The sequence below is a fragment of the Qipengyuania sp. SM2512 genome (assembly GCF_054954005.1).
Window position 1 is genome coordinate 2,364,298 of sequence record NZ_CM143134.1, and the last position, 25,398, is coordinate 2,389,695.

A 25,398-nucleotide genomic window follows, 5' to 3' on the forward strand; every position below is an offset into this window, starting at 1 on the left:
CATTGCGAGGAGCGCAGCGACGCGGCAATCCATGGCGCGGCGTCGCGCGCCCTCGCTACTGACGTGTAAAGACGAAACCGCCGTCCATGGATTGCCGCGCCGCCTGCGGCGGCTCGCAATGACGAGGGGATGGGTTTGTCCACCGAGGCGTGCCTGCCGGTGTTGAGCCTTTGGCCACGAAGGCAGCGGGACCCCGGGTCTAGCCCGGGGCGACGAAATTAGGGAACGGCTGCAAGGGTCGTTTACTGACAGTCCGCTTTTGGGCACGATGACCCGAACGACGTCGTCCCCTGTCGAATCCTCAATGCGCCCATCGCGCGATCTTCGCGCGGACCCGGGAGAGCGGCGGTCGGTGATCCGCAAGGAAATATCGGCGCCGTCGATGCCGCGCTGACCAGCGGGCGAAGCCAGGAGCGCTCCGCCGCCGCCCTTTGCGAAGCAGCAATCCGCGGTTGCGCATCCGGAAACCCCCCGCGCCGCGGTGCGGAGCGGGGGGCCGGGTTGCGGGCAAGAGCCGGGGTTCAGGTCTTGGTCGCCGTCTTGCGGCCCGTCGTGGGCCGGTTGGTCGCGTCCGGATCGCGCGCGACGCTGCGGCTTTCGTCGGTGGCATCGCTGCGTTCGTCGATGCGGATGTTGTTCTGCACATGGCGAACGCCCCGAACGTCATAGGCGCAGTTCTCGGCGCGGCGTTTTTCCCAGCGCGAAGCGACGCTGCCTTCCAGCGTGACTTCCCCATTGTCCTGCGTGGTCACTTCGATGTTGCTGGCGTCGAGATCGTGATCGTCGTGCATTTCGTCGCTGATGCGTTCCTGCAGCCGCTCCTTGGATCGCACGTCGTTCTTGGGCCCCTTGCCGTAATGGCTGTCGCCCGCGCCGCGATCGTAGAGTTCGTCGCCGCGAAAACTGCTGCGCCGGGCGGAACCGTAGCGATCCTGGCCCTCAAACTGGCCCTCATACTGGCCACGCCCGCCGGCATAGCCGCCCCAGCGGCCGCCATCCCGGTCGCCGCCGCGCTCGCTGGATCCGTAATAGCCGCGGTCGCGGGACCCGCCTCGATCATTGTAGCCGCCGTACCGATCGGTTTCGTAGTCGCGGCGTTCGTCCATGCGGCGGCGCCGCTCGGCATCGTCGTCGCCGAACCAGGATTTCACCTCGTCGCCGGCGCGGTCCATGGCGCCGCGGTCGTTATCGTCGCGATAACCGCCACCGTAGCCGCCTCCATCGCCGCCACCGTAGCCGCCTCCATAGCCGCCGCCGCGATAGCCGCCGCGCCCGGCTTCGTCGCGATAGGACGCGCGATTGGCATCATCGCGATAGGAAGAACGATCATTGTCGTATCTCCGGTCGCGGCGATATTCCTGTCCGTAATCGTCTCGATAGTCTGCCATCGTCTCTCTCCTCGTATCGGTGTGTCCCGTCTCTCTTGGGTAAACGGTTATCGGCCCGCTCGTTCCAGCTCTTGGGCCGTCCTCGGCGAGCCGTGGTCCCGATGAGACGTGATGCCCGGCAGGCGTGCAGATCGCCGCTCATGCAGCGGGTGAGACTGCATCCAGCAAGCCGCGAGCCCCGCCACCCTGCGTCACGTCTTCCGGGTTCGAGCCGCGTTCTGCGAAGGCGTCCTGCGCCACCAGCGTCGCAGCGCCACGAAAACCATTTTCCTACAGGCGACGAATTTGCCACCCTCGCGCAATGACCGACGGCGTATCCTCCGGCCTTGCCAATCGCCCCGCCCATCATCCGGCGCGCCGCAAGGTGACTGCCCCGGAGCATGCTCGGCGCGGTGGAGCGACACTTTGCCCCGCCGCACAGGCGGGCCCCGCCAGCAAGGCGACACTTCGCCGCGCGAAGGTGACACTTCTGCCCGCCAAGGCGACGCTTTTCGCCCCCAAGGTGACGCTTTTGCGTCCGAAAGCCGCCCGATACCCCGCACCCGTGTCAGATGTGTCAGCCGACCGAGCTTCCGCGCCCGCGTCCACAGCTTTGCCAGGAAACGGGATTGCGGCGGGCGGGGCGGGTTCCCATATCCTGGGTCACACGAGGCGCGGTCTTCGCTGCGCCCGACTTACGGACCAACCGCATGACCCAGCAATTTCCCCTTCTCCCGCTCCGCGACATCGTCGTCTTCCCCGGCATGGTGGTGCCGCTGTTCGTCGGCCGCGACAAATCGGTCGCCGCGCTCGAGGCGGCGATGGAAGGCTCGAAGGACATCTTCCTGCTCGCCCAACTCGATCCGGGCTGCGACGATCCCGAGCGCGACGATCTCTACGATGTCGGCGTGGTCGCGCGGGTGCTGCAATTGCTCAAGCTGCCCGACGGCACGGTGCGGGTGATGGTCGAGGGCGCGGCGCGCGCCACCTGCGAGCGTTTCAGCGAGCAGGACGATTACGTGATGGCCGAGGTCACGCTGCACGAGGAACAGACCGCCGCGGGCAGCGAGGTCGTGGCGATGATGCGCCAGGTGGTCGAGCAGTTCGCCGAATACGCCAAGCTCAACAAGAAGCTGGGCGAGGGCGCGGGCGACGAACTCGCCGAGATCGACGATGCCGGCGAGCTCGCCGACACCATCGCCGCTGCGGTCGCGGCGCGGGTCTCGGACAAGCAGACGCTGCTCGCCGAAGCCGACCCGCACAAGCGGCTCGAGATGGTGATGTCCTTCATGGAGGGCGAGCTCTCGGTGCTCCAGGTCGAGCGCAAGATCCGCGGCCGGGTCAAGCGCCAGATGGAAAAGACCCAGCGCGAATATTATCTCAACGAGCAGCTCAAGGCGATCCAGAACGAACTCGGTGGCGAGGGCGAGGACGGCGACGGGATCGCCGAACTTACCGAAACCATCGCCAAGACCAAGCTGAGCAAGGAAGCGCGCGCCAAGGCCGAGAGCGAGCTCAAGAAGCTGCGCGGCATGCAGCCGATGAGCGCCGAGGCGACTGTCATCCGCAACTATCTCGACGTCCTGCTCGGCCTGCCCTGGGGCAAGAAGAGCCGGCTCAAGAAAGATATCGGCAAGGCGCAGGAGGTGCTCGACGCCGATCACTACGGGCTGGAGAAGGTCAAGGACCGGATCGTCGAATATCTCGCGGTCCAGGCGCGCACCAACACGCTCAAGGGTCCGATCCTGTGCCTCGTCGGCCCTCCCGGCGTCGGCAAGACCAGCCTGGGCAAATCGATCGCCCGGGCGACGGGGCGCGAATTCATCCGCCAGTCGCTGGGCGGGGTGCGCGACGAGGCCGAGATCCGCGGTCACCGCCGCACCTACATCGGCTCGCTGCCGGGCAAGATCGTCACCAATCTCAAGAAGGCCGGCAAGTCCAACCCGCTGTTCCTGCTCGACGAGATCGACAAGCTGGGCCAGGATTTCCGCGGCGATCCCGCGTCGGCGCTGCTCGAAGTGCTCGACCCCGAGCAGAACAGCAAGTTCCAGGATCACTATCTCGAACTCGACATCGACCTGTCGGATGTGATGTTCGTCTGCACCGCCAACAGCCTCAACCTGCCGCAACCGCTGCTCGATCGGATGGAGATCATCCGGCTCGAGGGCTACACCGAGGACGAGAAGGTCGAGATCGCGCAGGGCCATCTGCTCGACAAGCAGATCAAGCAGCACGGGTTGACCAAGGACGAGTTCACGCTGACCGAAGAGGGTCTGCGCGACCTGATCCGCTACTACACCCGCGAGGCCGGGGTGCGCACGCTCGAGCGCGAGATTGCGAAACTGTGCCGCAAGTCGCTGCGCAAGATCCTCGAGGGGACCACCGCCAGCGTCACCATCACTCCCGAAAACCTCGCGGACTTCTCGGGCGTGCGCAAGTTCAAGCACGGCATGTCGGAGGAGGAGCCGCAGATCGGCGCGGTCACCGGGCTCGCCTGGACCGAGGTCGGCGGCGAATTGCTGACGATCGAGAGCGTGACCACGCCGGGCAAGGGCGAGGTCAAGACCACCGGCAAGCTGGGCGAGGTGATGAACGAAAGCGTCGCCGCAGCCTTCAGCTTCGTCAAGGCGCGCGCGCCCGCCTATGGTATCAAGCCCAGCATCTTCCAGCGCAAGAACATCCATATCCACCTGCCCGAGGGCGCGGTCCCCAAGGACGGCCCGAGCGCGGGCATCGGCATGGTCACCTCGATCGTCTCGACCCTGAGCGGCATCCCGGTGCGCCCTGAGGTCGCGATGACCGGCGAGGTGACTTTGCGCGGTCGCGTGTTGCCGATCGGCGGCCTGAAGGAGAAGCTGCTCGCGGCCCTGCGCGGCGGGATCGAGACCGTGCTGATCCCAGAGGAGAACGTGAAGGACCTCGCCGAGATCCCCGCCAAGGTCAAAGACGGGCTCAAGATCATCCCGGTCTCGCATGTCGACCAGGTGCTCGAGCACGCGCTGACCTCGGTTCCCGCCGAGATCGAATGGACCGAGGCCGACGATCTTGCGAGTCAGCCGCTGACGGTGGGCAATGCGCAATCGCCGGTGCGGACCGCGCATTGATCGAAGCTTCGGTGCAGCGCCGCGACTCGGATCGCTGGGTCCTTGGGGGATGACCCGGTTCGAGGCAGAGGGGCGCTTCCGCCGCGTGGTTAAGCGAGCAATTACGTTGATTTCAGGGTTTTAGAGGCGAATCCCGACCCCGGCGGGCGGATTTGCCTTTGACAGTCCTGCGTCGACTCGTTCAACTGCCGCGCATTCGGAGACATGATTCACCGAGACGAATTCAACACCAAGTGGGGGTTCCCTTAAGATGAACAAGAACGACCTGATCAGCGCCGTCGCCGATTCCAGCGGCCTGTCGAAGAGCGATGCCTCCAGCGCCGTCGAGGGCGTGTTCGACGCCATCACCAAATCGCTGTCGAGCGGCGACGATGTGCGGCTGGTCGGTTTCGGCACCTTCTCGGTCGCCAAGCGCAAGGCCTCGACGGGTCGCAATCCGCGCACCGGCGAACCGATGACGATCAAGGCGTCGAATCAGCCCAAGTTTAAGGCCGGCAAGGGCCTCAAGGATTCGGTCAACTAGGACCTGTTTCCCTCCCGCCGTGCAGGCGGGTCGCACGGATCGACGCCGCATCGCGCTCAGGCACGATGCGGCGTTTTCCGTTTCCGGCTCGAGTCAGCGGGTCGCCACTGCATAAAGCGCGATCGCGGCCGCGTTCGAAACGTTGAGGCTCTCCATGGCATCGCCGATCGGCAGCCGCGCCAGCGCGTCGCAATGGCCCGCGACATTGTGCCGCATTCCCGGCCCTTCGGCACCGAGCACCAGCGCCACCGGGCCAGCAGGAAGCGCCTGCGCCAGCGTTGCCTCCGCTTCGCCTGCCAGACCGATGCGCCAGTATCCCGCCGCCGCCATATCCTCGAGCGCGCGCGCCAGATTGACCACCCGCACCCAGGGCACGACCTCCAGAGCGCCCGAGGCCGCCTTGCCGATCACGCCTCCCTCCGGCGGCGCGTGGCGGTCCTGCGTCACGATCGCCGCTGCGCCGAAAGCCGCCGCCGAGCGCAGGATCGCGCCGACATTGTGCGGGTCGGTGACCTGGTCAAGCACCAGCAGCGGGCGGTCGGGCTCGGCCTTGAGCACCTGATCGAGAAAGACATCGTCGAGCGCAGCGCAATCCAGCACCAGCCCCTGGTGCGGCGCATCGCGCGCCACCAGCCGATCGAGATCGGGCATGCCGGCGTATTCGACAGTGAAGTCCTCGGGCAGCTCGCCGTCGAGCTCCGCCAGCGCCTCCCGCGTCGCCCACAGCTTGTGATGGCGCCGCTCGGGGTTCTTGAGCGCGGCTTCGACCGCGTGGTGACCCCACAGGCGGACCTGACCGGTGCTGGCGCGACCGCTTCCGCGCCCACCCTGCATGCGTCCCGCGCGTCCGCGCAGCGCCTTTTTGCGCTCCGTCTTGGCCATATGGCTGCTCCCTTGTGGCAATAGCCGCGTCCCCTGCCAGTGCGGCCATTGACAGGCAAGCGCCGCTTCGCCAAAGGGGCGCCTCTCGGCCAGCGGGGTCGCCCAGACCCTCCGCGTTTTCATCGCGCAACTGGCAAGCCAAGTGGACAGGTGGCCGAGTGGTTAAAGGCAGCAGACTGTAAATCTGCCCGCGCAAGCGTACGCTGGTTCGAATCCAGCCCTGTCCACCACTTGCCCCTAAGTACTTGAGTGGCAAGGAAGCCGCGCAAAGTCGGGGGCTCTGCCCCCGATCGGGTATTACAATCGGCGCACGGAGGACCACTCCTTGTACCCCCACGCAGCCTCTATGGCGTGTGCTAGTCCGTCCCACATTCGCCGATGATCAAGTATTCTGGCAGGGGTCCCAAACGGCACATTAGAAAGGACCAGGCCTCGTCGTGAGCGCCCGCCGTCTCGCGATCAGAAGCTGTACTTCGCAGCGAATTCGGCGCGGTCGAGTCGGCCAGTAGCGCCTGACACCAGCTCGCGCTCGCCGTGTCGCAGCTCGAAGCCGAAATCCACCTGCGGCATTGGCGAGTAGAACAAATTGGCCGAAGCGCTCCAGACCGTGTCGTTGGATTCGAGAGCGGCGAGGGCAGCCGGGACATCGATTGTCTGCGCGCTGACCATGAAGGTGGATCGCAAGCGCTTCGTCCAGCCAAGCCTGAGCGCTGCGAAGCCGGCAGTCAGAACGGCGGGCTCGAGGCGCAGTCCGCCATCGCGAACCACGATCGCATCGGGTGCCAGATTGAGCCCGACGTAGCGACCGATGCCGCTGCCGTGGGTCACCATGAAGCGCAGATCGTGACGGCGCTGCGCACCGAGCTGGATCTTTCCTGCGACAGATAGGCCCCAGCCAAGTGCTGCGTCTTCCTCGTCTCCCAGGTGCGCGGTCAGTTCGCGTGCGAGGCCCGCCAGCGAGAGTTCCGCAGAGCCGAGGGTAAGGTTCAGCCTCGCGGTCAGATCGGGCAGGCGACCGGCGTGGTTCTCGCCGATGATCGCCGAACCTGCATCGGCGGTGGTTACCGCCGGGTTTTCAGCGGCCACCGAGAAACTGGCCGAGCGGGACAGGGCGTGCGTGTAGCGCAACTGGGGCTGGCGCACGAAGACCGTTCCCTCGCTTGGGCCGAGATAATCGGCGGTCTCCGGCAATGCGGGCAGGTACTGAAAATTGGTCCATTCCTGCCCAATGAGCAGATTGCCATAGCTCATGAAAGCGCGGCGCAGGGCAGGATTGTAGGCATTGGTTACCCGGTGGCTGCCGCTGCCGGGGGAGGACTGGAAATCGACCTCGAGAACTCCTGCCAGAACTTCTTTGGCCAGCGGCGCTCTGGCCTTCAGCGCGATGCGTGTCTGCTTCACATTGGCGCGAAAGGATGCCCCTTGGCTTTCGCCGCCGACGGGAATCGTGCCGGGATTGTAGAAGTCGTGACCGCTCGAATTTGCCGCAAGCGTGCCGTCCGAATACCCGCTCACCGCTGCGTAGGTCTTGAAGAAGCCACCGACCTCGATGCTGGGGCCTGAATCTTCGATCGATTGCTGCGCTGTGAGTTTGGTTGCCGGTTCGGCATGGAGAGGCGGCGATGCGGATTGCGGCGTGGCTGCCGCGCTGTCCTCGCTCACGCGTTCCTGCGCCAGCTCGCTGCGCAGCTCGGCCACCGCTGCTTCAAGCATCCTCAGACGCGCTTCGAGCTCAGCTTCGCGCGCAGTCTGGGCATGCGCCGGCACTGCTCCAAGGGCGCTCAGGGCAACCCCGGCGATCAGCGTGAGCCGAATGTTCTTCATGTTCACAGTAATGCACTCCTCGCGCCCCGAAGGGCGGCAATCCTGAATTTTCGGGAGGCCGGGCCTAGGCAGCGGCGCGAGGCAGATCCGCGGGCCTGCTGCCGGTCGGCGCGGTACCGGGGAGCGACGCTTGAGCCTGACCCCCGGTCTTGAAATGGGCCGAGCGCTCGCTCAGCGCCATCGCTTCCTGCGCCAGATTGCGAGATGCCGCCGACGTCTCCTCGACCATCGCCGCGTTCTGCTGGGTCGCGGTGTCCATCGAATTGACCGCAACCGTTATCTCGCTGATCGTCGACGACTGCGCCTGGTTGTCCGCCGCCATCGTCGTGACGAGCTCGTAGACCTGCTCGACCCCGCCCATGATGCTGACAAGAGCGGTATCCATCTCCTGGACCGCACCGACCGCCAGGCCGATGTCGGCCTGAGTTGCTGTTAGCTCCTCGCGCGCGCGCTTGGCTTCTTCTTCCGATCGCATCGCCAGCGCGGAGACCAGGTCCGCGACCACGGCGAAGCCGCGGCCAGCTTCGCCGGCTCGGCCAGCTTCGACGGCAGCGTTCATCGCCAGCACGCGCGTCTGGAAGGCGATCTTGTCCAACCCTTCGATGACATTGTCGATGCCCTTCGCGCCATCGGCGACGCGGCCCATCGCTCCCACGGCGCGGTCGGCGGTGGTGCGGCCTTCGCCCACCAGCGCTTTCGCCTCACTGGCCTGCTCGACCGTCTGAACGGCGGCGCCGGCCGTGGTGCGCAGGCGGCCTTCCATCTGCGACAAGGCCGCCGAGGTTTCCTCCAGACTTGCTGCGTTGGCCTCCGTGCGCCGGGCGAGATTGTCCGATGCCTGGGCGATTTCGTGCGAGCCGTCGCGGATGGCATCGGTCGATTGTCCGAGCGAGGCAATCAGCTCGCGGAGGCTGGCGAGGGTGGTGTTGAAATTTGCTTTGAGCACTGCATAGGAAGCGGGGAATTCGACGTCGATCTGCGCAGTGAGATCGCCTTGCGACATCTGCCCCAGGCGGGTCGAGAGCGTCTCGACAACGAAATCCTGATCGGCATCCGATCGGGCTTTCTCGGCGTCCGCCGCTGCCTTGGCGATCGCGGCCTCGCGGAAAACCTCCAGGCCCTTGGCCATGTCGCCGACTTCGTCCGCCCGGCGAACTCCGGGAATGGGATCCTGCGTCTCGCCCGCCGCAAGGCCGCGCATGCGTCCGGCGAGTGCAGCCACTGGGAGGGAGATCGAGCTGCTGAGCCGCCAGTTCAAGGTTCCCACTGCGGCGATGATCAGCAGAACGATCGCGCCCTGGCCGACCGCCGCCTTCCAGACCGCTGCTCGGATGTCGTCGACGTAGACGCCGGATCCGATGATCCAGCCCCAGGGCTCGAAGCCCTTCACAAAAGAGATTTTGGGCTGTGCTTCCTCGGCGCCGGGCTTGGGCCAGTTGTAATTCAGGAAGCCTTCGCCCTCGGCGCGAACGATCCCGACCATCTCGACGAACATCGCATTGCCGTCGGCGTCGGTCGTCCTGCTGATGTCAGTACCGTCCAGCTCCGGCTTCATCGGATGCATGACCATGCGCGGCTGCATGTCGTTCACCCAGAAGTAGTCGTCATTGCCATAACGCATCGCCTTGACCGCGCCCATGGCGGCGGCCTGCGCCTCCGACCGCGACATGGCTCCGGCGCGTTCGAGCCCGTGGTAGTGCACAAGCGTACTGTGCGCGATCTCCACCGTCTTTTGTGTGCGATCCGCAACATCGGCGCGCATCGTGTCGTCAAGCCGGAACAGCGAAAGCGCAAGCACCAGCGCCAGTCCCAGCAGCGCAGCGAGGCTGACGAGGTTGAGACGCGCACCGATCTTCAAATTGTTCATAAAAGCCCTTCAGTTCGAAGGGTATTATAGAGGGCGGAGTGGGGCTCCGGTGCCGTTTGCGCTGCTTGCGGTGCGATCGAAACGGCGGTTTCTTTTCGGCGGACTCACGAACGGGTGATCAACCAGGCAGCGGATGACGTGCGCGAAGGTCCGAGGTCCTGGCTACGCGGCCAAGTCTTTGCTTGCCTGGCGTCACAGCGCCGTCAGGTCGACCAGCGCCCGAACCCCGAACTCGCGCTCGATCATCGCCCGCAGGCTGGCGGCAAGCCGGTTTTGCTGCGCCTGAGTCAGATCGCCTTCGACCTGGATCGTCAGCAGCACCGGGTTTTCACCAGACGGGCGCGCGCGGCTGAAGGCGGCCTGCGCCATGACCAGCTCCACGTCGTCGCGCGTCTCGATCTGCTGCTGCGCCAGAGCGGTGATACGCTGGGCGAGCGAGGATTGTTCGAATTGCGGCGAGAAAGAGAACTGGACGACCAGCAGCGCCAGCACCGCGGCCATGCTGAGAGCCAGCGCCCCGACGGTGATCGCCGATTTGCCGCGCGGGTAGCGGGCGCCCTTGTTGGTCACGCCGTAGAGCCTGAAAACCACGAAGCCCGCCAGGTTTATTCCCACGATCTGGATCGCGAGCGCCCACAGGCTGGAATAGACGATATCCATCTGGCCGATCACCAGCCCCATCCCGACCAGTCCGGCCGGGGGGGCAAGCGCGGCGGCGACCAGCATCCCGGTCGCCGCGCCGCTGACCAGACTGCTGCGCTCCGACTGCGCCAGGTTTAGCGCGCCCGCCGCGCCCGCGGCCAGCGGCAGGAGCACCGACACCGCGGATCGCATGCTGGACGAGATCATCAGACCCGTCGCGATCTTCTGCTCGAAGATCAGGCTCAGGAGCGCCGCCACCGCGATCGCTGTCGCCAGCGCCGCCACGTAGCGCAGCAGCGAGCGCTTCAGCAGGTAGAGATCGCCCCGCGCGGTGGCGAGGGCGGTGTTCATCGCGGGACCGGCAAAGGGCGCGATCAGCATCGCAGCGACCAGCAGAAACACGCTTTCGGTAAACAGCGCGACCCATACGATCACCCCGCCCAGCGCCGCATAGCTGATAAAGCCGGTCCAGGAGCCGATGCTCTGCAGCCCCGAAAGAAAGATCTCGAGCGGGCTGCGCGGCTGGACATCGGTGACCTGGTCCTCCGGCTGGTTGGCGGGGGGCCGCAGCGCCAGCACGCCCTGCGGTGCGTAGGTGACGTAGAGCCCCTCGACCTCCTCGAGCGCAGCGAGGAACCCCTCGATTGCCGCATTGGGCGCGTCGCAGAGCATCAGCACCCGCTGCGCCCCGTCGCGCACCGCTTCCACCTCGGCCATGACCTCGATCGAATTGCCCGCTGCAGCCGCGCGCACGCGCTCGGCATCTTGGGGAGGGATCACGATCGTCAGTTGCCGCACGATAAGCCTCAGTTTTCAAAGTGTTTGGCGAAGTCAGCGATGCCGTCTGCATCATGCCAAGGCTGACCCGCGGGGAATATCGCATGGTCTGGCAGCTTCAAGGGCGATCTTGAGGCGTCTCTATTTTGCCCGAACCGCTTTCGTCGCTGTCTTCCTGCAAATGTCCGAAATGCTTGATCGGTGCCATGATCCAGAGCGTCGCAACGGTCACTACCGAAAGCATCACGGCCACATCCAGGCTGCCCAAGGCAACCGATGCGCCGATCGCTCCGGTTACCCAAAGGCTCGCAGCGGTCGCAGTGCCTTTTACCGAGTCCTTGAGCCTGAGGATTGCGCCGCCACCGATGAAACCCATTCCGGTGATCAGGCCCTCGACGATGCGGGCCATTGCTTCGGGCGTCTCTGCGGTGAGCGACTCCGCGGCCTGTATGAAGCCGCAGCTGGCCACGGCTACGAGGGGAAAGGTCCGCAGTCCCGCGCTTCTTTCGGTCTTTTCCCTGTTCCAGCCGATGGGAAAAGCGAGGATATAGGCCAGGCCGATGGCAGCAAGGTGCGGCCAGACATCGAATTCATCCGGGCCGAGAAGTTGTTCGAGCATAGTGGTTCTCCGTTCGGCAGCTACCTTGTCATGCGCCGGACTGCATTGGTCTGCCCGCCAAGCGGCAATGGTGCGATGCAAAGGCGCCCGCAAGCAACAGGAATGACGCACCGATCACTGTCACCCGGCGGACGAGCTTTCAGATGCTGGTCTGCCGGGGCGCCCGGAAAGCGACGGGCTTCGGGTCGGCACGCCCGGCGACCAGCAGGGAAGGGCATAGATCGGCGGAAGCGCATTTGTGAGCCGCTCTACCCGGCTGAAGGGCGCTCTCGTTCCTCCTCGGTAACGAGATGGATCTTCTGGGTGGGGAAGGCGATCGAAAGCCCCGCAGCCTCCAACCGCTCGAATATCGCCAGCAGCAGCTCCTGCCGGATCAGGCGGCTTTCGGCGTAATCGAGAACGGTGATGTACGACCATACCTCGATGTCCAGCGAACTGGCACCGAAATGGGCGAAGCGGGCGCGCAGGCCTTCCTTCTCGACCAGCTCGTGTTCGCTCAGAACGTGCTCGATGATCTCGATGCCTTCGCGCAGCTTGGCGGCCGATATTCCGTATTCCACGCCGATCGTCGGGTTGAACAGGAAGCGGTCGCGCTTGGCATAGTTCTCGATCTCCCGAGACGAAAAATCGCCATTCGCGATGGTGACGAGCGAGCGTTCGAGCGTGCGGACCCGCGTCGAGCGCATGCCGATGTCCTCGACCGTACCGACGACATCGCCGACACGGCAAAAATCGCCGACCTCCACCGGCTTGTCGGCAATCACCGTCACACTGCCGACCAGATTCTCGACCGTTTTTTGTGCTCCGAGGGCAAGCGCCAGTCCGCCGATGCCGAGAGCGGCGACGCCGGCGGTCACGTCGAAACCGAAGGTGTCGAGGATGGCGACGAAGGCGAGCGCGAGCAGGACCAGCTTCGCGGCGCGGCGCATCAGCGCGACGATCGATGCGCCCTGCCGTCGTTGCTGCCGCTCCATTCGGTTGGTCGCGAGGTGGGCGACCGCATCGACCAGACGGAGCGCGAACCAAGCCAGGGCGATCCAGGCGACGATCCCGATATAGCGCAGCAGCGTCTGCCGGGCGACGATCGAGACCTCGACGCTGCCTGCCCACAGATTGAAGCCGACCACTGCCAGGAACAGGCTCAGCGGCGGCAGGGCGGCATGGACCAGGCCATAGGCTGCGCTCTCTTCCTCGTCGGCGACGGCGGCCCGCATCAGCCAGAGTATTGCCGCGGATACCACCCACAGCAGGAGGAAGCTGCCCGCAGCGATGCCGAGCAACAGCAGCCAATCGGCGACCGGAGCGCCGGCAACCGCCAGCGCTTCTTCGGTTTCGGCGGTGGGGAGTTCTTCGACTGCCGGCACCAATTCGTCGATCGCGTCGAGCGTCTCTCGCGAGACCCGCCAAATTTCGACGCCCTCCGGGCCTTCACCGCGCTCGAGCAGGATCGGGATTTCTCCCTCGCCTGCAAGCGTACCCACCCGCTCGACCCCGGGGGGCAAGCCGTCGTCGAGACGCCCGGTGGATTCGTTGGGAAGCGCGCTGAAAGGCAGCAGATTGCCTCCGCTGTCGAGTGCAACCTGCAACTGGCGCGCCTGCTCGGCGGCTTCCTCGGCTGCCGCAGGATCGTCGAGGTTCTGCGAGGCGAGAAACTGCGAAGCGCGGGCGTAGTCGGCGGATGCGAGCGCACGGATAAGTCCGGTGACCGTCGAACGCGGCGTCTCACGACCAAACAGGTCGGCCGGCGCCGTTTCTTCCGCTTCCGGTTGCTGGACCAGCTGTGCCGACGCGGGCAAACCCAGCGCCATCAAGGCCAGCACCATCAGGGCTCGGATTATCGCTGTCGATCCCAAAACTGCTTTCTTCCGATCATTCTCCGCTGGCGCGCTCTGATACCAGCCCCGCCGCGATTGTGAAGGGTTGGGCCGGGATTGGCGCGGGAGCGCTGAGGCCGCGCAGGCTAACGCGCTACGAGGGATCGGTCGCGCCCCGGCAGGCGCTGATCGTCAGGAGCGATTTTTCTGTAGCCATCCGAGCAGGCCGATGCCCACGCCAAGCAACGCGAAAGCGGTTATCGCGGGATTCCGGCGCATCGCCGAATAGGCGCTCGTATCGCGCATCCATTTGCTCTGATCGCCGTAAACCTCGCCGCCGCCACCGGCCTCATGGAACCCGCCGTCGTCCGAGCGCTTGGGATTATCCTTGTCGAGCGCCAGTTTGAAAAAGGCCGTCGAGAACACCCAATCCGCCAGTCCCGGGGCGAGGTTGGCAAGCAGCGTCATCGCCCGGCCCGCGCCGCCGACGATCATGTCGCGGGTTGGATGTTCTGCCGCGTGGCAGATCGCCTTGGCGACGACATCGGGAGAATAGACCGGCGGCGGCACCACCGAGCGATCGTCCATCTGGTTCAGAGAATGCTCGCCGAACGGCGAGTTGATGCCGCTGGGCTGGATCAGGGTTACCGAAACCGGGGCGTTCTCGTGCATCAACTCGAGGCGCAGCGAATCGATATAGCCTTTCACCGCATATTTGCTGGCGGTGTAGGACGACAGCACCGGCGCCGGCATCTGCGAGGAGATCGAGCCGGTGGTGATCAGTGCCCCGCCATGTTTCTTGAGATGCGGGAGCGCCTCGGTCGCGCAGTGGACCACGCCCCAGTAATTGGTGTCGAACAACCGGCGGTGGTCTTCGTCGCTCAACTCCTCGAGCTTGGCGTAGACCCCGACCCCGGCGTTGCTCACCCAGGTGTCGAACCGCCCGTGCTTCTCGAGCACAGCCTCGACCGTGGCGCGCACATCCTCGCGGGAACCGACGTCGGCGCAGAGATAGTCGCAGATCCCGCCGTCGGCCTGGATCTCCTCGGCCGCAGCACGCAGGCCCTCCTCGCCGCGCGCGACGATCACCACCTTGGCGCCTTCGCGGGCTGCCAGCTTGGCCGTTGCAAGACCGATCCCGGAGGATCCTCCGGTGACGACGACGACCTGTTCGCTAAGGGGTTTGAGTTTCATCTTTCTGCTTCCGACAGCTTTGGGGGATATAGCTTTCAAACGACCTTGCGCCGCATGGTTCCTCGAATTCCAATCGGGGCGGGACACTAGGCTTCGGGCGGGCTCTTCACTTCAACAGGAGTCGTCTGCCTCATCAAAAAGGGCGGCTGATGCCGCCCCCCTTCGCTCTGCTGATGCGATCAAGTCGCCCGTATTCCCATATCAAATCAAGGGTTTGCCTCCTGTCACCGCAATCGTTGCGCCGGAGATGTAACTCGCCTCGCCGCTTGCCAGCATGACATAGGGAGGAGCCAGCTCGGCCGGCTGCGCCGGGCGCCCCAGCGGATAGTTCTTCCCGAAATCCGCGACCCGTTCAGGGGGCATGGTCGCCGGAATAAGCGGCGTCCACACGGGGCCGGGTGCTACGCAGTTTACCCGGATCCCTTTGTCCGCCAGCAATTGCGCAAGTCCCGCAGTGAAGTTCTGGATGGCGCCCTTGGTGGTCGCGTAGGGCAGCAGGGTCGGGTTGGGATTGTCGGAATTGATCGATGCGGTGTTTATGATCGAACCACCTTCACCCATGTGCGGAACCGCCGCCTTGGCCAGATAGAACATGGCGTGGATATTGGTGGCGAAAGTTTTTTCCCACTCGGCGTCGGGGATGTCTTCGAGGTTGTCGAAGGTCATCTGATGCGCGGCATTGTTCACCAGAATGTCGATCCCGCCGAACTCGCCGACCGCCTTTTCTACCAATTTTCGGCAATGCGCAGCATCGCTTATATCGCCGGGTTCGAGGATGGCCCGGCGCCCTGCGTCTTCGATCCACCGCGCCGTTTCTCGGGCGTCTTCGTCCTCGCATAGGTAGGAGACGAGCACATCGGCACCTTCGCGGGCAAAGGCTATCGCGACGGCGCGGCCGATGCCGCTGTCACCGCCGGTTATGAGCGCGCGCTTGCCCTGCAGTCGTCCTGAACCCGAATAGCTGGTTTCGCCGTGATCGGGCGCCGGTTGCATACCCTTGGTGGTTCCTGGCACTTCCTGTTGCTGTTTGGGGAGTGGCGGTTCGATCCCCTGCGTGGAAATTGAGCTATCCATGACATTCTCCGGGATGAGGGCTTCGTCTTGCGCAGATTGATCGCGGCAATGCGGATCGCGTCAGCTCGGAGCCGGATTTCGTTCTCGAGCCATACGACACCGACAGCGCAGCAAGGGGCTGGAGCGTTCCGACGCATCGGCGAGGGTGTGACGAAAGGTGGGAATGACGCGCCGAGCTGAAACCATGATATCTGTCGCGAGGGTCGGTGCCTCGGCGCGCAGCTTCCCTTTCAGACGATTCGATCCGGCTAAATTACAGCCAGCTGCCGGTTGGTCAGCGCTCCGCCGTATTGGCGCTGCAACCTGACCTTGCGCTCCAGATCATCGACGATCGCCCCGCTGAAATCGACGCCGCTAAGGTCTTCCATGAAATTGATTCCCCCCGGGGTATCGACGTTGAGCTCCATCATCTTGTCTCCGGCAATATCTAGCCCGGTCAGATACATGCCGTCGTCGATCAGTTTGGGACCAACGATCTCCGCGATCCGCAGTGCGGTCTCGTCGGGCACTGCCAGCTCGACACCGCCCCCGGCCGAGATGTTCGAGCGGTGGTCGTCCGTTTGGCTGAATCGACGTATGCAGGCATAGGTATCGTCGACCTTGAGCGGCCGCCCGTTCAAGGTGATCATCCGCAGATCACCCTCCTTCGCGGCCGGCAGGTATTCCTGAACGATCGCATAGCCATCGCGGATCACCGCCTCGACGATCTGGTTGAGGTTCTGGCGATTGTCTTCGTCGATCAGGAACACGCCCTGTCCGCCCGATCCCTGCAACGGTTTGATCACGCCTTTGCCGTCATGGGCATCGAGAAAGCGGGCGATCTCGTCCGCTTCGCGCGTGATGCTGGTTGCCGGACGAACGGACTCGGGAAAACCCTGGAAATAGGTTTTGTTGACCGCATCGGTCAGCTGTTTGGGATCGTTGAGCACGATCGTGTTGCCCAAGGACGCGAGCTGCGCGAACAGGAGGCCCGAGGACGGGGCCCAATTGCGCGTGGTCAGCTCCGGCGCCGGGTCGCTGCGCAGCATGAGAATATCGTATTGCGACAAGACGATGCGCGCGCGCTCCATCCCTGGATCCTGGAGGTGTGCCAGATAGGTCGTGTCGTCCTCGAACCGGGAAACCTCGCTCATCGTCGCCATCGCGCAGATCCCGTCTTTCCAATCGTAGATGAAATCGCCGAGACCGATCAGCGCCACTTCGTGACCGCGTGCCACGGCTTTGCGGGCGAGACGGATGGTGGTGTAATTGTCCTGTTCGGTCGCGACGTCGTTGACCACGAAAGCGATTTTGATCGTGGTGTCCCCGCGTGCTGCGGCGGCCTTGGTCTTCGCTTTCTTTTTGGTTTTGGCATCGGTCATGGGTTGGGGCTTTCGTGATAGAATTCCGCGAGTGACAGCGTTCGGACGCGGGCGAGCCGGTCGAGCGCCGTTTGGTCCTGGAGATAGGAAGGCAGGATGTCGGGCCGCCGAAGGACGCCGTTCTCGATGAGCGCTTCGACGGTGTGCAGGTGTTTCAGCGCGAATTTTCCGAGAAAGAGCACTTCGAGATCGCCGCCGCGGGACAAGTGCGCGAGCAATTCTGCCAGTCCCTTGAGGTAGAGCGCGTCCTTGGTTAGCCCTCCGCCGCGTTTTGCCCGCAGCGCAGTATCGAAGGCGGTTGGAGAATCGATCTCATGCTCTTCGACGAGGCAGGCGTAGATATCCGGCCCCTTCTCCTCGTGGATGGCCATCTGCGCCGCGATCACTCGCGCGCCAAGGGTCCGAAGCCGCTCTGCAGGTAGATAGCCCGAAAGGTATTCAGCCAGAACCGCCAGGCCTTCCTGAAGCTCGTCGTAATCCGCCAGTCCCCCGGCCAGCGTGTGCAGGGGCTGGCACCGGCCGTTATGGCGAGTAACCGCATGCGTCCCGATCTCGTGCTGAATCAGTGGATCGATCCGGTGCCGGGAGGTGCGGAAATCGGCGGCCACATGGAAGTCGCCCTGGGATACGTAAAGCGAGGTGCCCGGGGTCGGATCGACGATTACCTGGCATTCGAACCGCGGGTGCCGGGCGCGGTATTGTTCCACCTCCGCTCGGGCTGCATCGCATATCTCGGGGGCCCCGGCATCCTCTGGATCGGGCGCAAGGACAGGAACCTTGTCGAGGAGATCGCGCGCTTGCTGAAGCAACGTCTCGCTGACGTGGCCGAAAAGATCGATGCTGGCGAGGATGAAGCCCTCTTTCCCGCGCATGCGGACCAGCTCGATCTGCTGATCGATTTCGCGCTGTTTCTCGAGCAACAGGGCTTCCACCAGCGGGTCTTCGATCTCGCGCACCGGAAGGGCGAACAACTCGCTGCGAAGGACGGGCGCATCCTGCTCGAGCCCCTCACTGAAGCGGCTGTCGGGCATCCGCTTGAAGTTCGACGCGCAAAACTCGCCCCAAATCTCTTTGATATTGATCGGGGTCAGGCGCTCGAGCCAGTCTACCTTGGTGTCCATGCGGGCAAGGGCGCGATCGACGGCGATCGCCGCCGAACACAACTTCGGTTCACCACCCACTCGCTGTAGGGTTTCGGTTGTCTCGCTCATGTGCGGACCTCCGTGTGCGCCAGCCATTCTCGGGCATTCGCGACTGCGGCCTGGAAGCCTTCGCGCAGATCCTGCAACGCCAGGATGTCAGCCTCCTGGCCCCACTCATCCATGAAGATCTTTTTGTATTCGAGCGTGATGACGCATGCGGCATCGCCATAGGTCGCATGCAGCCATTCGGGAAAGTTGCCTCCATCGTCCCAGCGCACATTCACCTGCACGTCTGGGGATTTCCCCCTCACGGGCCGCGAACGCAGGCCTCGGGCGAACTGGTCGAGCAGGTCCCCGTAGACGGCCTTGTTCAACGTCGTGGCCCCGAGATCGATATCGGGATTTTCCGCCTGCGGAGCGCTGGGCCCGGCCGCGCCATCCCGGCGGTGATTGTAGCTGTGGATGTCGAGCACGAGGATCCGCCCATGCTCCGCGATCATGGCTTCGACCCGCTCGGCCATCACCGTGTAGAACTGGCGGTGGAGCGCGAGCGAGGCATCGATTTCTGTCTGAGGCAGTTCGCGATCCCAAATCCGAAGCCCCCAGGTATCCTCCGGATCGACCGTCACCGCTTTGTCGGCTGGACGGTTGAGATCGAATTCGAAGCGAGAGCGGTTTGCGCGGAAGATCGTATCGCCGGCGGGCAGGAAGAAATCCGTCAGGGGATCTTCTTCACGCAGGCGTGCATGCTCTTCGATCCGCAGCCAGGGTCGCAGGGACTTGCGGATCGTGTGGCCAGCATGGATTGCCGTCACCAGAACGGGTCCGGGCTGGACGATCATGTCCCAGGGGGAGGTTTGCCGATCAGGTCCACCGATGGGGTCCTGAATGCGGGATTGGCTCTGTTCAACAACGCTTTTCTGCATGCACGGCCAACGGAGTCGGGGCGAGACCGTTCCTGCTGTGCCCGGCCGTCAGGAGAGCGATACGCTCCGCCTTATCTGGCCGCTATCAAACCTTCAGCAATTGCAAGACGATCCCGGGGGGCTATTCCGGTTTGATGGCGCAGGATGATCCGGTCGATTGCAAGAGTGATTCGGAAAAAAGCACGAAGTGGGCTGAATTTCGGACCGATCTGGCCGAGGATCGAACGATTCAGGCCACCGAGCGCACGTTTGCCGGTTGGCTGCGTACCGCCTTCGCAGCAATCGGCGTCGGAATCGCCTTCCACGTCGTGTTCGGCGAGTTCAGGCCGCCATGGTTGGCTCAGGCCATCGCGTCGCTTTTCATCCTGCTCGGCATAGTCGTCGCGTTCACCGCCGAAAGACGTGCATGCAGCACTTTTGCGCGCCTTTCGAGCCATGAAGTTGATCGGCCCGACACTCCCAACCTGCGGTGGATGAGCTGGTCCGTCATCGCCGGAGGACTGGCGCTGATTGCCGGCATCTGGATCCTGAACGACGGGAGCATCGGCGGAGGCGGTTAGCTTTCTGCCCTGGTAGTTTGCACCAAGTTTGCACCAAGCAGGAAACCGCCTTGCTGTCGCAATCGTTGCGAACACCAATGGAAGGTGGACCCATGACGGACAATCCTGAGATAGCACAATTTGTCGGCGCGCTCGGTCAAGCGCTGGGCCCGGACGGACCCAGCCTGGCAATCGCCGAAAGCTGCACCGGCGGCATGATCTGCTTCGCGCTTGTTTCGGACCCGGAAGTCAGCGGCGCTCTGGAACGCGGTTTCATCGTCTATTCGCTGGATTCCAAATGCGAGTTGCTCGACCTCGATCGCGTGGAGGTCGAAGCCTGTCAGGGCGTGAGCCGCAACGTGGCTATCGGCATGGCGACGGCCGCCCTGCAGCGCAGCCACGCCGATTTGGCTCTTGCGGTTACTGGCTTTGCCGGACCGCAGGAGAGCGACGAAGAAGTCGGACTCGTGCACCTTGCGATAGCACGCAATGGCGCGGAATCGCTTCACGAAGTTCATTATTTCGGCGATCTTGGCCGGGAGACTGTCTGCCGGAAGGCTACTCTCGCCGCTTTGGGCATGCTTCTCTCGGAAGCCAGGAAAATGTGACGAACCACGCCTCGTGGGCGCTGATTTCGGGTTCAGCGCCCTATCTCTCGGCCAATCCGAGCAACTGGTCGCGCAGATGGTGGTCGAGGTCCGACGCAGCCTGTCGAAGCTGCTCGAGCGCTTTGCCTTTCCGGTCATCATCATGCCCGGCCAGGGCAATGGCTGTTTCCAGCGAGACGATATCGGCCGCCAGAAACTTCCGTATCGCTCCGATCAAGGCGACATCACGCACCGGCCCGGCCGCAGTCGAAGCGACGTCGCGGCACGCATCGTCCATAATCCCGCCAGCCCATAAGTTTGGCTCGCCATCCGGCTCTCCGAGCATTTCGGCCAGCACCCCCATTTCTTCGGCCGCGCCCGCGATCAGGCGATGGAAGGCAAGCCGGGTGTCGAGGTTGTCCGTGGCCGAGGCAACGTCGGGGAGACGATCCGCGACGACCCTGCGCCCCTCGCGCAGGTCTTTCACGGCAACGCGAAACAGCTCTTCGTGATTGGTGGTCGTCATGCCCTCCCGAGCGCGGAACGCCCGGGTTCGTTCCCGCTTGGCCCCGGTGTCGCCGATCCTGCGATATTCCGGGGTGCCACCTGGATCGCGCGAATTTGCGGACGCGGAAGGAACGGGGGAGGCGGCAAGTTCATTCCGAATATCATGAACAGTAGCGAACTTACTGTGCTGGCTTGCGGAATTGGCTTATTGCTCCTTTTCGGCGTCCTTCACATGACTGGGCTCGAGGTCATCCGAAAGCACAAGCCCCAACAGGACTCCCATCGTTATCTGGGGCTCCTGTTCACATTCTGGGGTTTGGCCTTGCTCCATTTGATCGAGATCGCGCTGGGTGCCGGATTGCTGGCGCTCCTCCTCTCGCAGGGACATGGCTCCTTGAGCAGCGGATATGGCAGCTCCGCAGCTGATTTGATCTATTTCGCCGGAGCGACGTTCTCCACATTGGGATACACCAATCTGGAAGCCCACAGCGCCATCAGGCTCCTCGTGATGATCCTATCGCTGAGCGGCTTCATGCTCATCACCTGGTCGGCAACATTCATTTACACGATCTGGGGCGAGAGCTTCCGCGAATGACGCCCGTGCATCCAGGTCGCGTCTGCCGCTGCAGGCAGGCTAGACCGATCATGGAGGTTTGACCTGCGGGCGCGAGGCACTATGGCCGCGCGCCATGAGCTCACCTGCTCCGCTTCCTCCGCCTCCGCCTCTCGCAGATCTGCTTGCCGAAGGGCCGCTGGCGCTGTTCCTCGATTTCGACGGCACGCTGGTGGCGATCGCTGCGCGTCCGGATGCGATCGAGGTGCCCGAAGGGCTGGCCCGCAGGCTCGAGCGGCTTTCCACGCGGCTGGACGGGTGCTTTGCGTTGGTCAGCGGCCGTGCGCTCAAGGATCTGGAATCCCATCTCGGGCCGGTGTCGGTGGCGCAAGCCGGCTCGCATGGCGCCGACCAGCGTCTGGCCGATGGCTCAGTCCTGGGAGACGCGGCGCGCGGGCTCGATCCCGAGACAATCGCCGAGGTCGCCGACTACGCCCGTGCTCATGACCTCGTCTTCGAGGCCAAATCGCATGGCTGCGCACTGCATTACCGCGCCCGCCCCGCCGCCGGTGAAGCGGTCGATGCCTTCATGCGCGCCATCGGCGCGCGCGAGGGTCTGGCGGTCAAGACCGGAAAATGCGTCGTCGAGCTTGTGCATGAGGGCGCCGACAAGGGCGGCGCGGTGCGCGCATTCATGGCCCAGCCCGCGTTCGCGGGGACGCGCCCGGTGTTCGTAGGCGACGATATCACCGACGAGGACGGCTTTGCCGCCTGCGAGGAGCTGAGCGGCTTCGGGATCTTGGTGGGCACCCCGCGCGAGAGCGCTGCTCAATTCGCTCTTTTGGACGTTGACGCAGTGCACAATTGGCTGGAGTTGTAGATACCTTGGACACACCCAACCTCGAAGTCTGGCCGATCGGCAATTGCCAGGTAAGTGCATTGGTCGACACCGACGGCGCATTCGCCTGGGGCTGCGTCCCGCGGGTCGATGGCGATCCCGTTTTCTGCACTTTGCTCAATGGCGACCGCCGCGACGAGGGAGTCTGGCGGTTCGAGATAGAGGGGCAGGTGTCCGCGACGCAGCGTTATCGCCGCAACACCCCCATCCTGGTGACCAGGCTCGAGTCCGAAGACGGGAGCGCAGTCGAAATCCACGATTTCTGCCCGCGCTTCGAACGGTCGGGACGGATGTATCGTCCGGTCGCCTTCGTCCGGATCGTGCGGCCGGTGGCGGGCACTCCGCGGCTGCGAGTGGTTCTTGCGCCGATGAAGAATTACGGCGGCGCGCGCGCCGAAAGCACCAATGGCACCAACCACATCCGCTATCTGCTCGAACCGCAGGCGCTGCGGCTGAGCACCGATGCACCGGTCGGCTATGTGCTTGAAAACCGGAGTTTTCGTCTCGAGCACGATGTTCATTTTTTCCTCGGGCCCGACGAGCCTTTCGTCGGGAATTTGCGCTCCGAAGTGCGCCAGATGGAAGCTCTGACCGAGAAGTACTGGACCCATTGGACGCGCGGTCTGCACATTCCGCTCGAGTGGCAGGCTGAGGTGATCCGCTGCGCCATCGCGCTCAAATTGTGCCAGCACGAGGAAACCGGCGCGATCGTCGCCGCGCTGACCACTTCGGTCCCCGAGGCGCCCCACAGCGAGCGCAATTGGGACTACCGCTTCTGCTGGATCCGCGATTCCTATTACACGGTGCAGGCGCTCAACCGGCTGGGTGCGCTCGATGTGCTGGAAAAATACCTCACCTATCTGCGCAACATCATCGATGGCGCCAAGGGCGGGCGCATCCAGCCGCTTTACTCCGTGATGGGCCAGAGCGAGCTCAACGAAGGCCATGAAACCGCGCTGGCCGGCTATCGCGAGATGGGGCCGGTGCGGCGCGGCAATGCGGCCTTCGAGCAGATCCAGCACGATTGCTACGGTCAGATCGTGCTTCCGACGGTTCATGGCTTCCTCGACAGCCGCCTGTTGAGGATGGCCGACGAGCGCGATTTCGAGAGCCTCGAGCAAGTCGGCGAAATGGCGTGGGCGATGCACGACCAGCCCGATGCAGGGCTGTGGGAGTTTCGGACCCGGCAGGAAGTGCACACCTATTCGGCGGTCATGAGCTGGGCAGCCTGCGACCGCCTCGCCAATGTCGCCGAGCGGCTGGGCCGCGAGGATCGCTGCGAATTGTGGCACCGCCGCGCCGCTGCCATTCGCACGAAGATCGAAACCGAAGCGTGGGTAGAAAATGGCGACGGGGGTGGTCATTACGGCGCCAGCTTCGAGAGTGATTATCTCGATGCCAGCCTGCTGCAGATGGTCGAGCTGCGGTTTCTCTCGCCCGACAACGAACGCTTCCTATCGACCTTTGCCGCAGTCGAGCGCGAATTGCGGCGCGGGGATCACATGCTGCGCTATGCAGCGGAAGACGATTTCGGCGCGCCGGAAACCGCGTTCAACGTCTGCACCTTCTGGCTGATCGAAGCGCTTCACCTCGTCGGGCGCGATGCCGAGGCACGGGTGCTGTTCGAGACTATGCTCAGCCATACTACCCGATCGGGGCTGCTGAGCGAGGATCTCGATTATGTCACCGGCGAGCTTTGGGGGAACTTCCCCCAGACCTATTCGCTCGTAGGAGTAATCAATTGCGCCGGATTGTTGTCAAAACCCTGGAGTGAAGTCCGATAGGCAAACTCATCGTCATCTCGAACCGCGTCGCCGTACCCAAGGCGCGAGGCGCCGCGGGCGCGCAGGGCGGACTCGCCGGTGCGCTCAACTCTGCGCTGCGCGATCACAAGGGCATCTGGTTCGGCTGGTCGGGTGAGGAAAGCGACGAGGAGGACGGCAACATCGCGATGCAGCGCCACGACGGCGTGACCACCGCGACGATCGACCTGTCGCACCGCGACATCGACGAATATTACAACGGCTACGCCAATGCCACGCTGTGGCCGCTGTTCCACTTTCGCCTCGATCTCACCGAATACGAGCGCGAGACGGGCAAGGGCTACGAGCGGGTCAACGAGCGCTTCGCCGATAGCGTCACCCCGCTGATCGAGGAAGACGACCTGGTCTGGGTTCACGATTACCATCTGATCCCGCTGGGCGAGAGGCTGCGCTCGCGCGGCCTGAAGAACCGGATCGGCTTCTTCCTCCATATCCCCTGGCCGCCGACGCGGCTCTTCGTCTCGCTGCCGTATCACGAGCGCCTGGTGCGCACGATGCTGCAATACGATCTGGTGGGCTTCCAGACCGTCGACTGGCGCGAGAGCTTTCTCCATTATTGCTCGGAAGAGCTGGGCGCAGAGGTCGACGAGGAGAGCGGCGCGGTCACGCTGGACGGCTGGACGACCTACGCGCGGGCCTATCCGATCGGGATCGACTGGGACCATTTCCAGGCCGAGGGCGAGACCGGAGAGGCGCGGCAGGCGGGTCAAAGACTGCTGTCCTCGACGCGCCGCCGGACCGCGATGATCGGCGTCGACCGGCTCGACTATTCCAAGGGACTGCCCGAACGGATGGACGGGATCGGGCGCTTTTTTGACCAGTTTCCCGAGCGCGTCCGCGATCTCGTCTTCATCCAGATCGCGCCGCCAAGCCGCGAGGATGTCGAAAGCTACAAGCAGATCCGTACCGAGCTCGAGCAGAAGGCGGGCCAGATCAACGGCGCGCGCTCCGAAGTGGACATGGTCCCGATCCGCTACGTCAATCGCGGCTATAGCCACGCCGAGCTGTTCGGCTTTTTCCGGGCGGCGAAGATCGGGCTGGTGACTCCCTTGCGCGACGGGATGAACTTGGTCGCAAAAGAATATATTGCCGCGCAGGATCCGCTCGATCCCGGGGTGCTCATCCTGTCGCAATTCGCGGGCTCGGCGCTGCAGATGCCCGAATCGCTGATCGTCAATCCGCACAGTCCCGACGATCTGGCCTATGCCATCCACACCGCGCTCGACATGCCGCTGGCGGAGCGCCAGCGCCGCTACGAAGCGACCATCGACACCGTGCGCGACGACAACGTCAAGCAATGGACCGAGGACTTCGTCACCGATCTCGCGAGCGCCGGTATCAGGTAAGGGGGCGATGCGCGCGCGTCGCCGGAGGG

At 64.1% G+C, this 25,398-nt stretch carries 21 protein-coding genes and 1 tRNA gene; 9 read left to right on the forward strand and 13 right to left on the reverse strand.

Annotated elements, in window-relative coordinates:
* Window positions 1–521: 521 nt before the first annotated feature.
* Window positions 522–1,388, reverse strand: coding sequence for a BON domain-containing protein (locus tag ACQ5J0_RS11865; protein WP_462567712.1), 867 nt, complete (start codon window positions 1,386–1,388; stop codon window positions 522–524).
* A gap of 689 nt (window positions 1,389–2,077) precedes the next feature.
* Here ACQ5J0_RS11865 and lon point away from each other — a divergent pair.
* On the forward strand, window positions 2,078–4,471 hold the full coding sequence (gene lon / locus ACQ5J0_RS11870) for an endopeptidase La (RefSeq protein ID WP_462567713.1): 2,394 nt from the start codon (window positions 2,078–2,080) through the stop codon (window positions 4,469–4,471).
* 250 nt (window positions 4,472–4,721) lie between these two features.
* Window positions 4,722–4,994 (forward strand): HU family DNA-binding protein, encoded by a 273-nt coding sequence (locus ACQ5J0_RS11875; protein WP_462567714.1) that lies wholly within the window; start codon window positions 4,722–4,724, stop codon window positions 4,992–4,994.
* A gap of 93 nt (window positions 4,995–5,087) precedes the next feature.
* Here the strand turns inward: ACQ5J0_RS11875 and rlmB are convergent, their stop codons facing one another.
* Window positions 5,088–5,876 carry a 23S rRNA (guanosine(2251)-2'-O)-methyltransferase RlmB gene (gene rlmB, locus ACQ5J0_RS11880; RefSeq protein WP_462567716.1) on the reverse strand — a complete coding sequence of 263 codons (789 nt, stop codon included), beginning with the start codon at window positions 5,874–5,876 and terminating at the stop codon, window positions 5,088–5,090.
* 144 nt (window positions 5,877–6,020) lie between these two features.
* Between rlmB and ACQ5J0_RS11885 the strand changes: the two genes are divergently transcribed.
* Window positions 6,021–6,106, forward strand: a tRNA-Tyr gene (locus tag ACQ5J0_RS11885).
* A 229-nt stretch (window positions 6,107–6,335) separates the two neighbouring features.
* On the opposite strand, the gene ACQ5J0_RS11890 is transcribed toward ACQ5J0_RS11885, so the two are convergent.
* The 10 genes from ACQ5J0_RS11890 to ACQ5J0_RS11935 form a co-directional block, all read right to left on the reverse strand.
* Entirely contained in the window at window positions 6,336–7,700 is a 1,365-nt protein-coding gene (locus tag ACQ5J0_RS11890) for a DcaP family trimeric outer membrane transporter (protein WP_462570106.1), read from the reverse strand.
* Window positions 7,701–7,764: 64 nt separating this feature from the next.
* Window positions 7,765–9,567, reverse strand: a complete 1,803-nt coding sequence (locus ACQ5J0_RS11895) for a cache domain-containing protein (RefSeq protein ID WP_462567717.1) — start codon at window positions 9,565–9,567, stop codon at window positions 7,765–7,767.
* A 192-nt stretch (window positions 9,568–9,759) separates the two neighbouring features.
* Window positions 9,760–10,989: a DUF389 domain-containing protein gene (locus ACQ5J0_RS11900; RefSeq protein ID WP_462567718.1), complete on the reverse strand. Its 1,230-nt coding sequence runs from the start codon at window positions 10,987–10,989 to the stop codon at window positions 9,760–9,762.
* Window positions 10,990–11,104: 115 nt separating this feature from the next.
* Window positions 11,105–11,605 carry an MgtC/SapB family protein gene (locus tag ACQ5J0_RS11905; RefSeq protein ID WP_462567719.1) on the reverse strand — a complete coding sequence of 167 codons (501 nt, stop codon included), beginning with the start codon at window positions 11,603–11,605 and terminating at the stop codon, window positions 11,105–11,107.
* Window positions 11,606–11,853: 248 nt separating this feature from the next.
* A complete protein-coding gene (locus ACQ5J0_RS11910; RefSeq protein ID WP_462567720.1) occupies window positions 11,854–13,413 on the reverse strand; it encodes a mechanosensitive ion channel family protein in 1,560 nt (519 codons plus the stop codon).
* A gap of 198 nt (window positions 13,414–13,611) precedes the next feature.
* A complete protein-coding gene (locus ACQ5J0_RS11915; protein WP_462567721.1) occupies window positions 13,612–14,613 on the reverse strand; it encodes an SDR family oxidoreductase in 1,002 nt (333 codons plus the stop codon).
* Window positions 14,614–14,814: 201 nt separating this feature from the next.
* On the reverse strand, window positions 14,815–15,687 hold the full coding sequence (locus ACQ5J0_RS11920) for a glucose 1-dehydrogenase (RefSeq protein WP_462567722.1): 873 nt from the start codon (window positions 15,685–15,687) through the stop codon (window positions 14,815–14,817).
* A 248-nt stretch (window positions 15,688–15,935) separates the two neighbouring features.
* Window positions 15,936–17,048: an ATP-grasp domain-containing protein gene (locus tag ACQ5J0_RS11925; protein ID WP_462567723.1), complete on the reverse strand. Its 1,113-nt coding sequence runs from the start codon at window positions 17,046–17,048 to the stop codon at window positions 15,936–15,938.
* Window positions 17,045–18,259, reverse strand: a complete 1,215-nt coding sequence (locus ACQ5J0_RS11930; RefSeq protein WP_462567724.1) for a tyrosine/phenylalanine carboxypeptidase domain-containing protein — start codon at window positions 18,257–18,259, stop codon at window positions 17,045–17,047. The genes ACQ5J0_RS11925 and ACQ5J0_RS11930 overlap by 4 nt, the downstream gene beginning before the upstream one ends.
* A complete protein-coding gene (locus ACQ5J0_RS11935) occupies window positions 18,256–19,032 on the reverse strand; it encodes an N-formylglutamate amidohydrolase (protein WP_462567725.1) in 777 nt (258 codons plus the stop codon). Before ACQ5J0_RS11935 ends, ACQ5J0_RS11930 begins: the two co-directional genes overlap by 4 nt.
* Window positions 19,033–19,250: 218 nt before the next feature.
* On the opposite strand from ACQ5J0_RS11935, the gene ACQ5J0_RS11940 reads away from it, so the two are divergent.
* Window positions 19,251–19,676, forward strand: a complete 426-nt coding sequence (locus ACQ5J0_RS11940; RefSeq protein ID WP_462567726.1) for a YidH family protein — start codon at window positions 19,251–19,253, stop codon at window positions 19,674–19,676.
* A 92-nt stretch (window positions 19,677–19,768) separates the two neighbouring features.
* A complete protein-coding gene (locus ACQ5J0_RS11945; protein WP_462567727.1) occupies window positions 19,769–20,263 on the forward strand; it encodes a CinA family protein in 495 nt (164 codons plus the stop codon).
* 40 nt (window positions 20,264–20,303) lie between these two features.
* Here ACQ5J0_RS11945 and ACQ5J0_RS11950 read toward each other — a convergent pair whose 3' ends face one another.
* A complete protein-coding gene (locus ACQ5J0_RS11950; protein WP_462567728.1) occupies window positions 20,304–20,768 on the reverse strand; it encodes a hypothetical protein in 465 nt (154 codons plus the stop codon).
* Between the two features lie 144 nt (window positions 20,769–20,912).
* Between ACQ5J0_RS11950 and ACQ5J0_RS11955 the strand changes: the two genes are divergently transcribed.
* The 4 genes from ACQ5J0_RS11955 (at window position 20,913) to ACQ5J0_RS11970 (ending at window position 25,369) form a co-directional block, all read left to right on the forward strand.
* Window positions 20,913–21,344, forward strand: coding sequence for an ion channel (locus tag ACQ5J0_RS11955; RefSeq protein ID WP_462567729.1), 432 nt, complete (start codon window positions 20,913–20,915; stop codon window positions 21,342–21,344).
* A gap of 94 nt (window positions 21,345–21,438) precedes the next feature.
* Window positions 21,439–22,182, forward strand: coding sequence for a trehalose-phosphatase (gene otsB, locus ACQ5J0_RS11960; RefSeq protein WP_462567730.1), 744 nt, complete (start codon window positions 21,439–21,441; stop codon window positions 22,180–22,182).
* Between the two features lie 5 nt (window positions 22,183–22,187).
* Entirely contained in the window at window positions 22,188–23,984 is a 1,797-nt protein-coding gene (locus ACQ5J0_RS11965) for a glycoside hydrolase family 15 protein (protein ID WP_462567731.1), read from the forward strand.
* Window positions 23,981–25,369 carry an alpha,alpha-trehalose-phosphate synthase (UDP-forming) gene (locus ACQ5J0_RS11970; protein ID WP_462570107.1) on the forward strand — a complete coding sequence of 463 codons (1,389 nt, stop codon included), beginning with the start codon at window positions 23,981–23,983 and terminating at the stop codon, window positions 25,367–25,369. The genes ACQ5J0_RS11965 and ACQ5J0_RS11970 overlap by 4 nt, the downstream gene beginning before the upstream one ends.
* Window positions 25,370–25,398 lie beyond the last annotated feature (29 nt).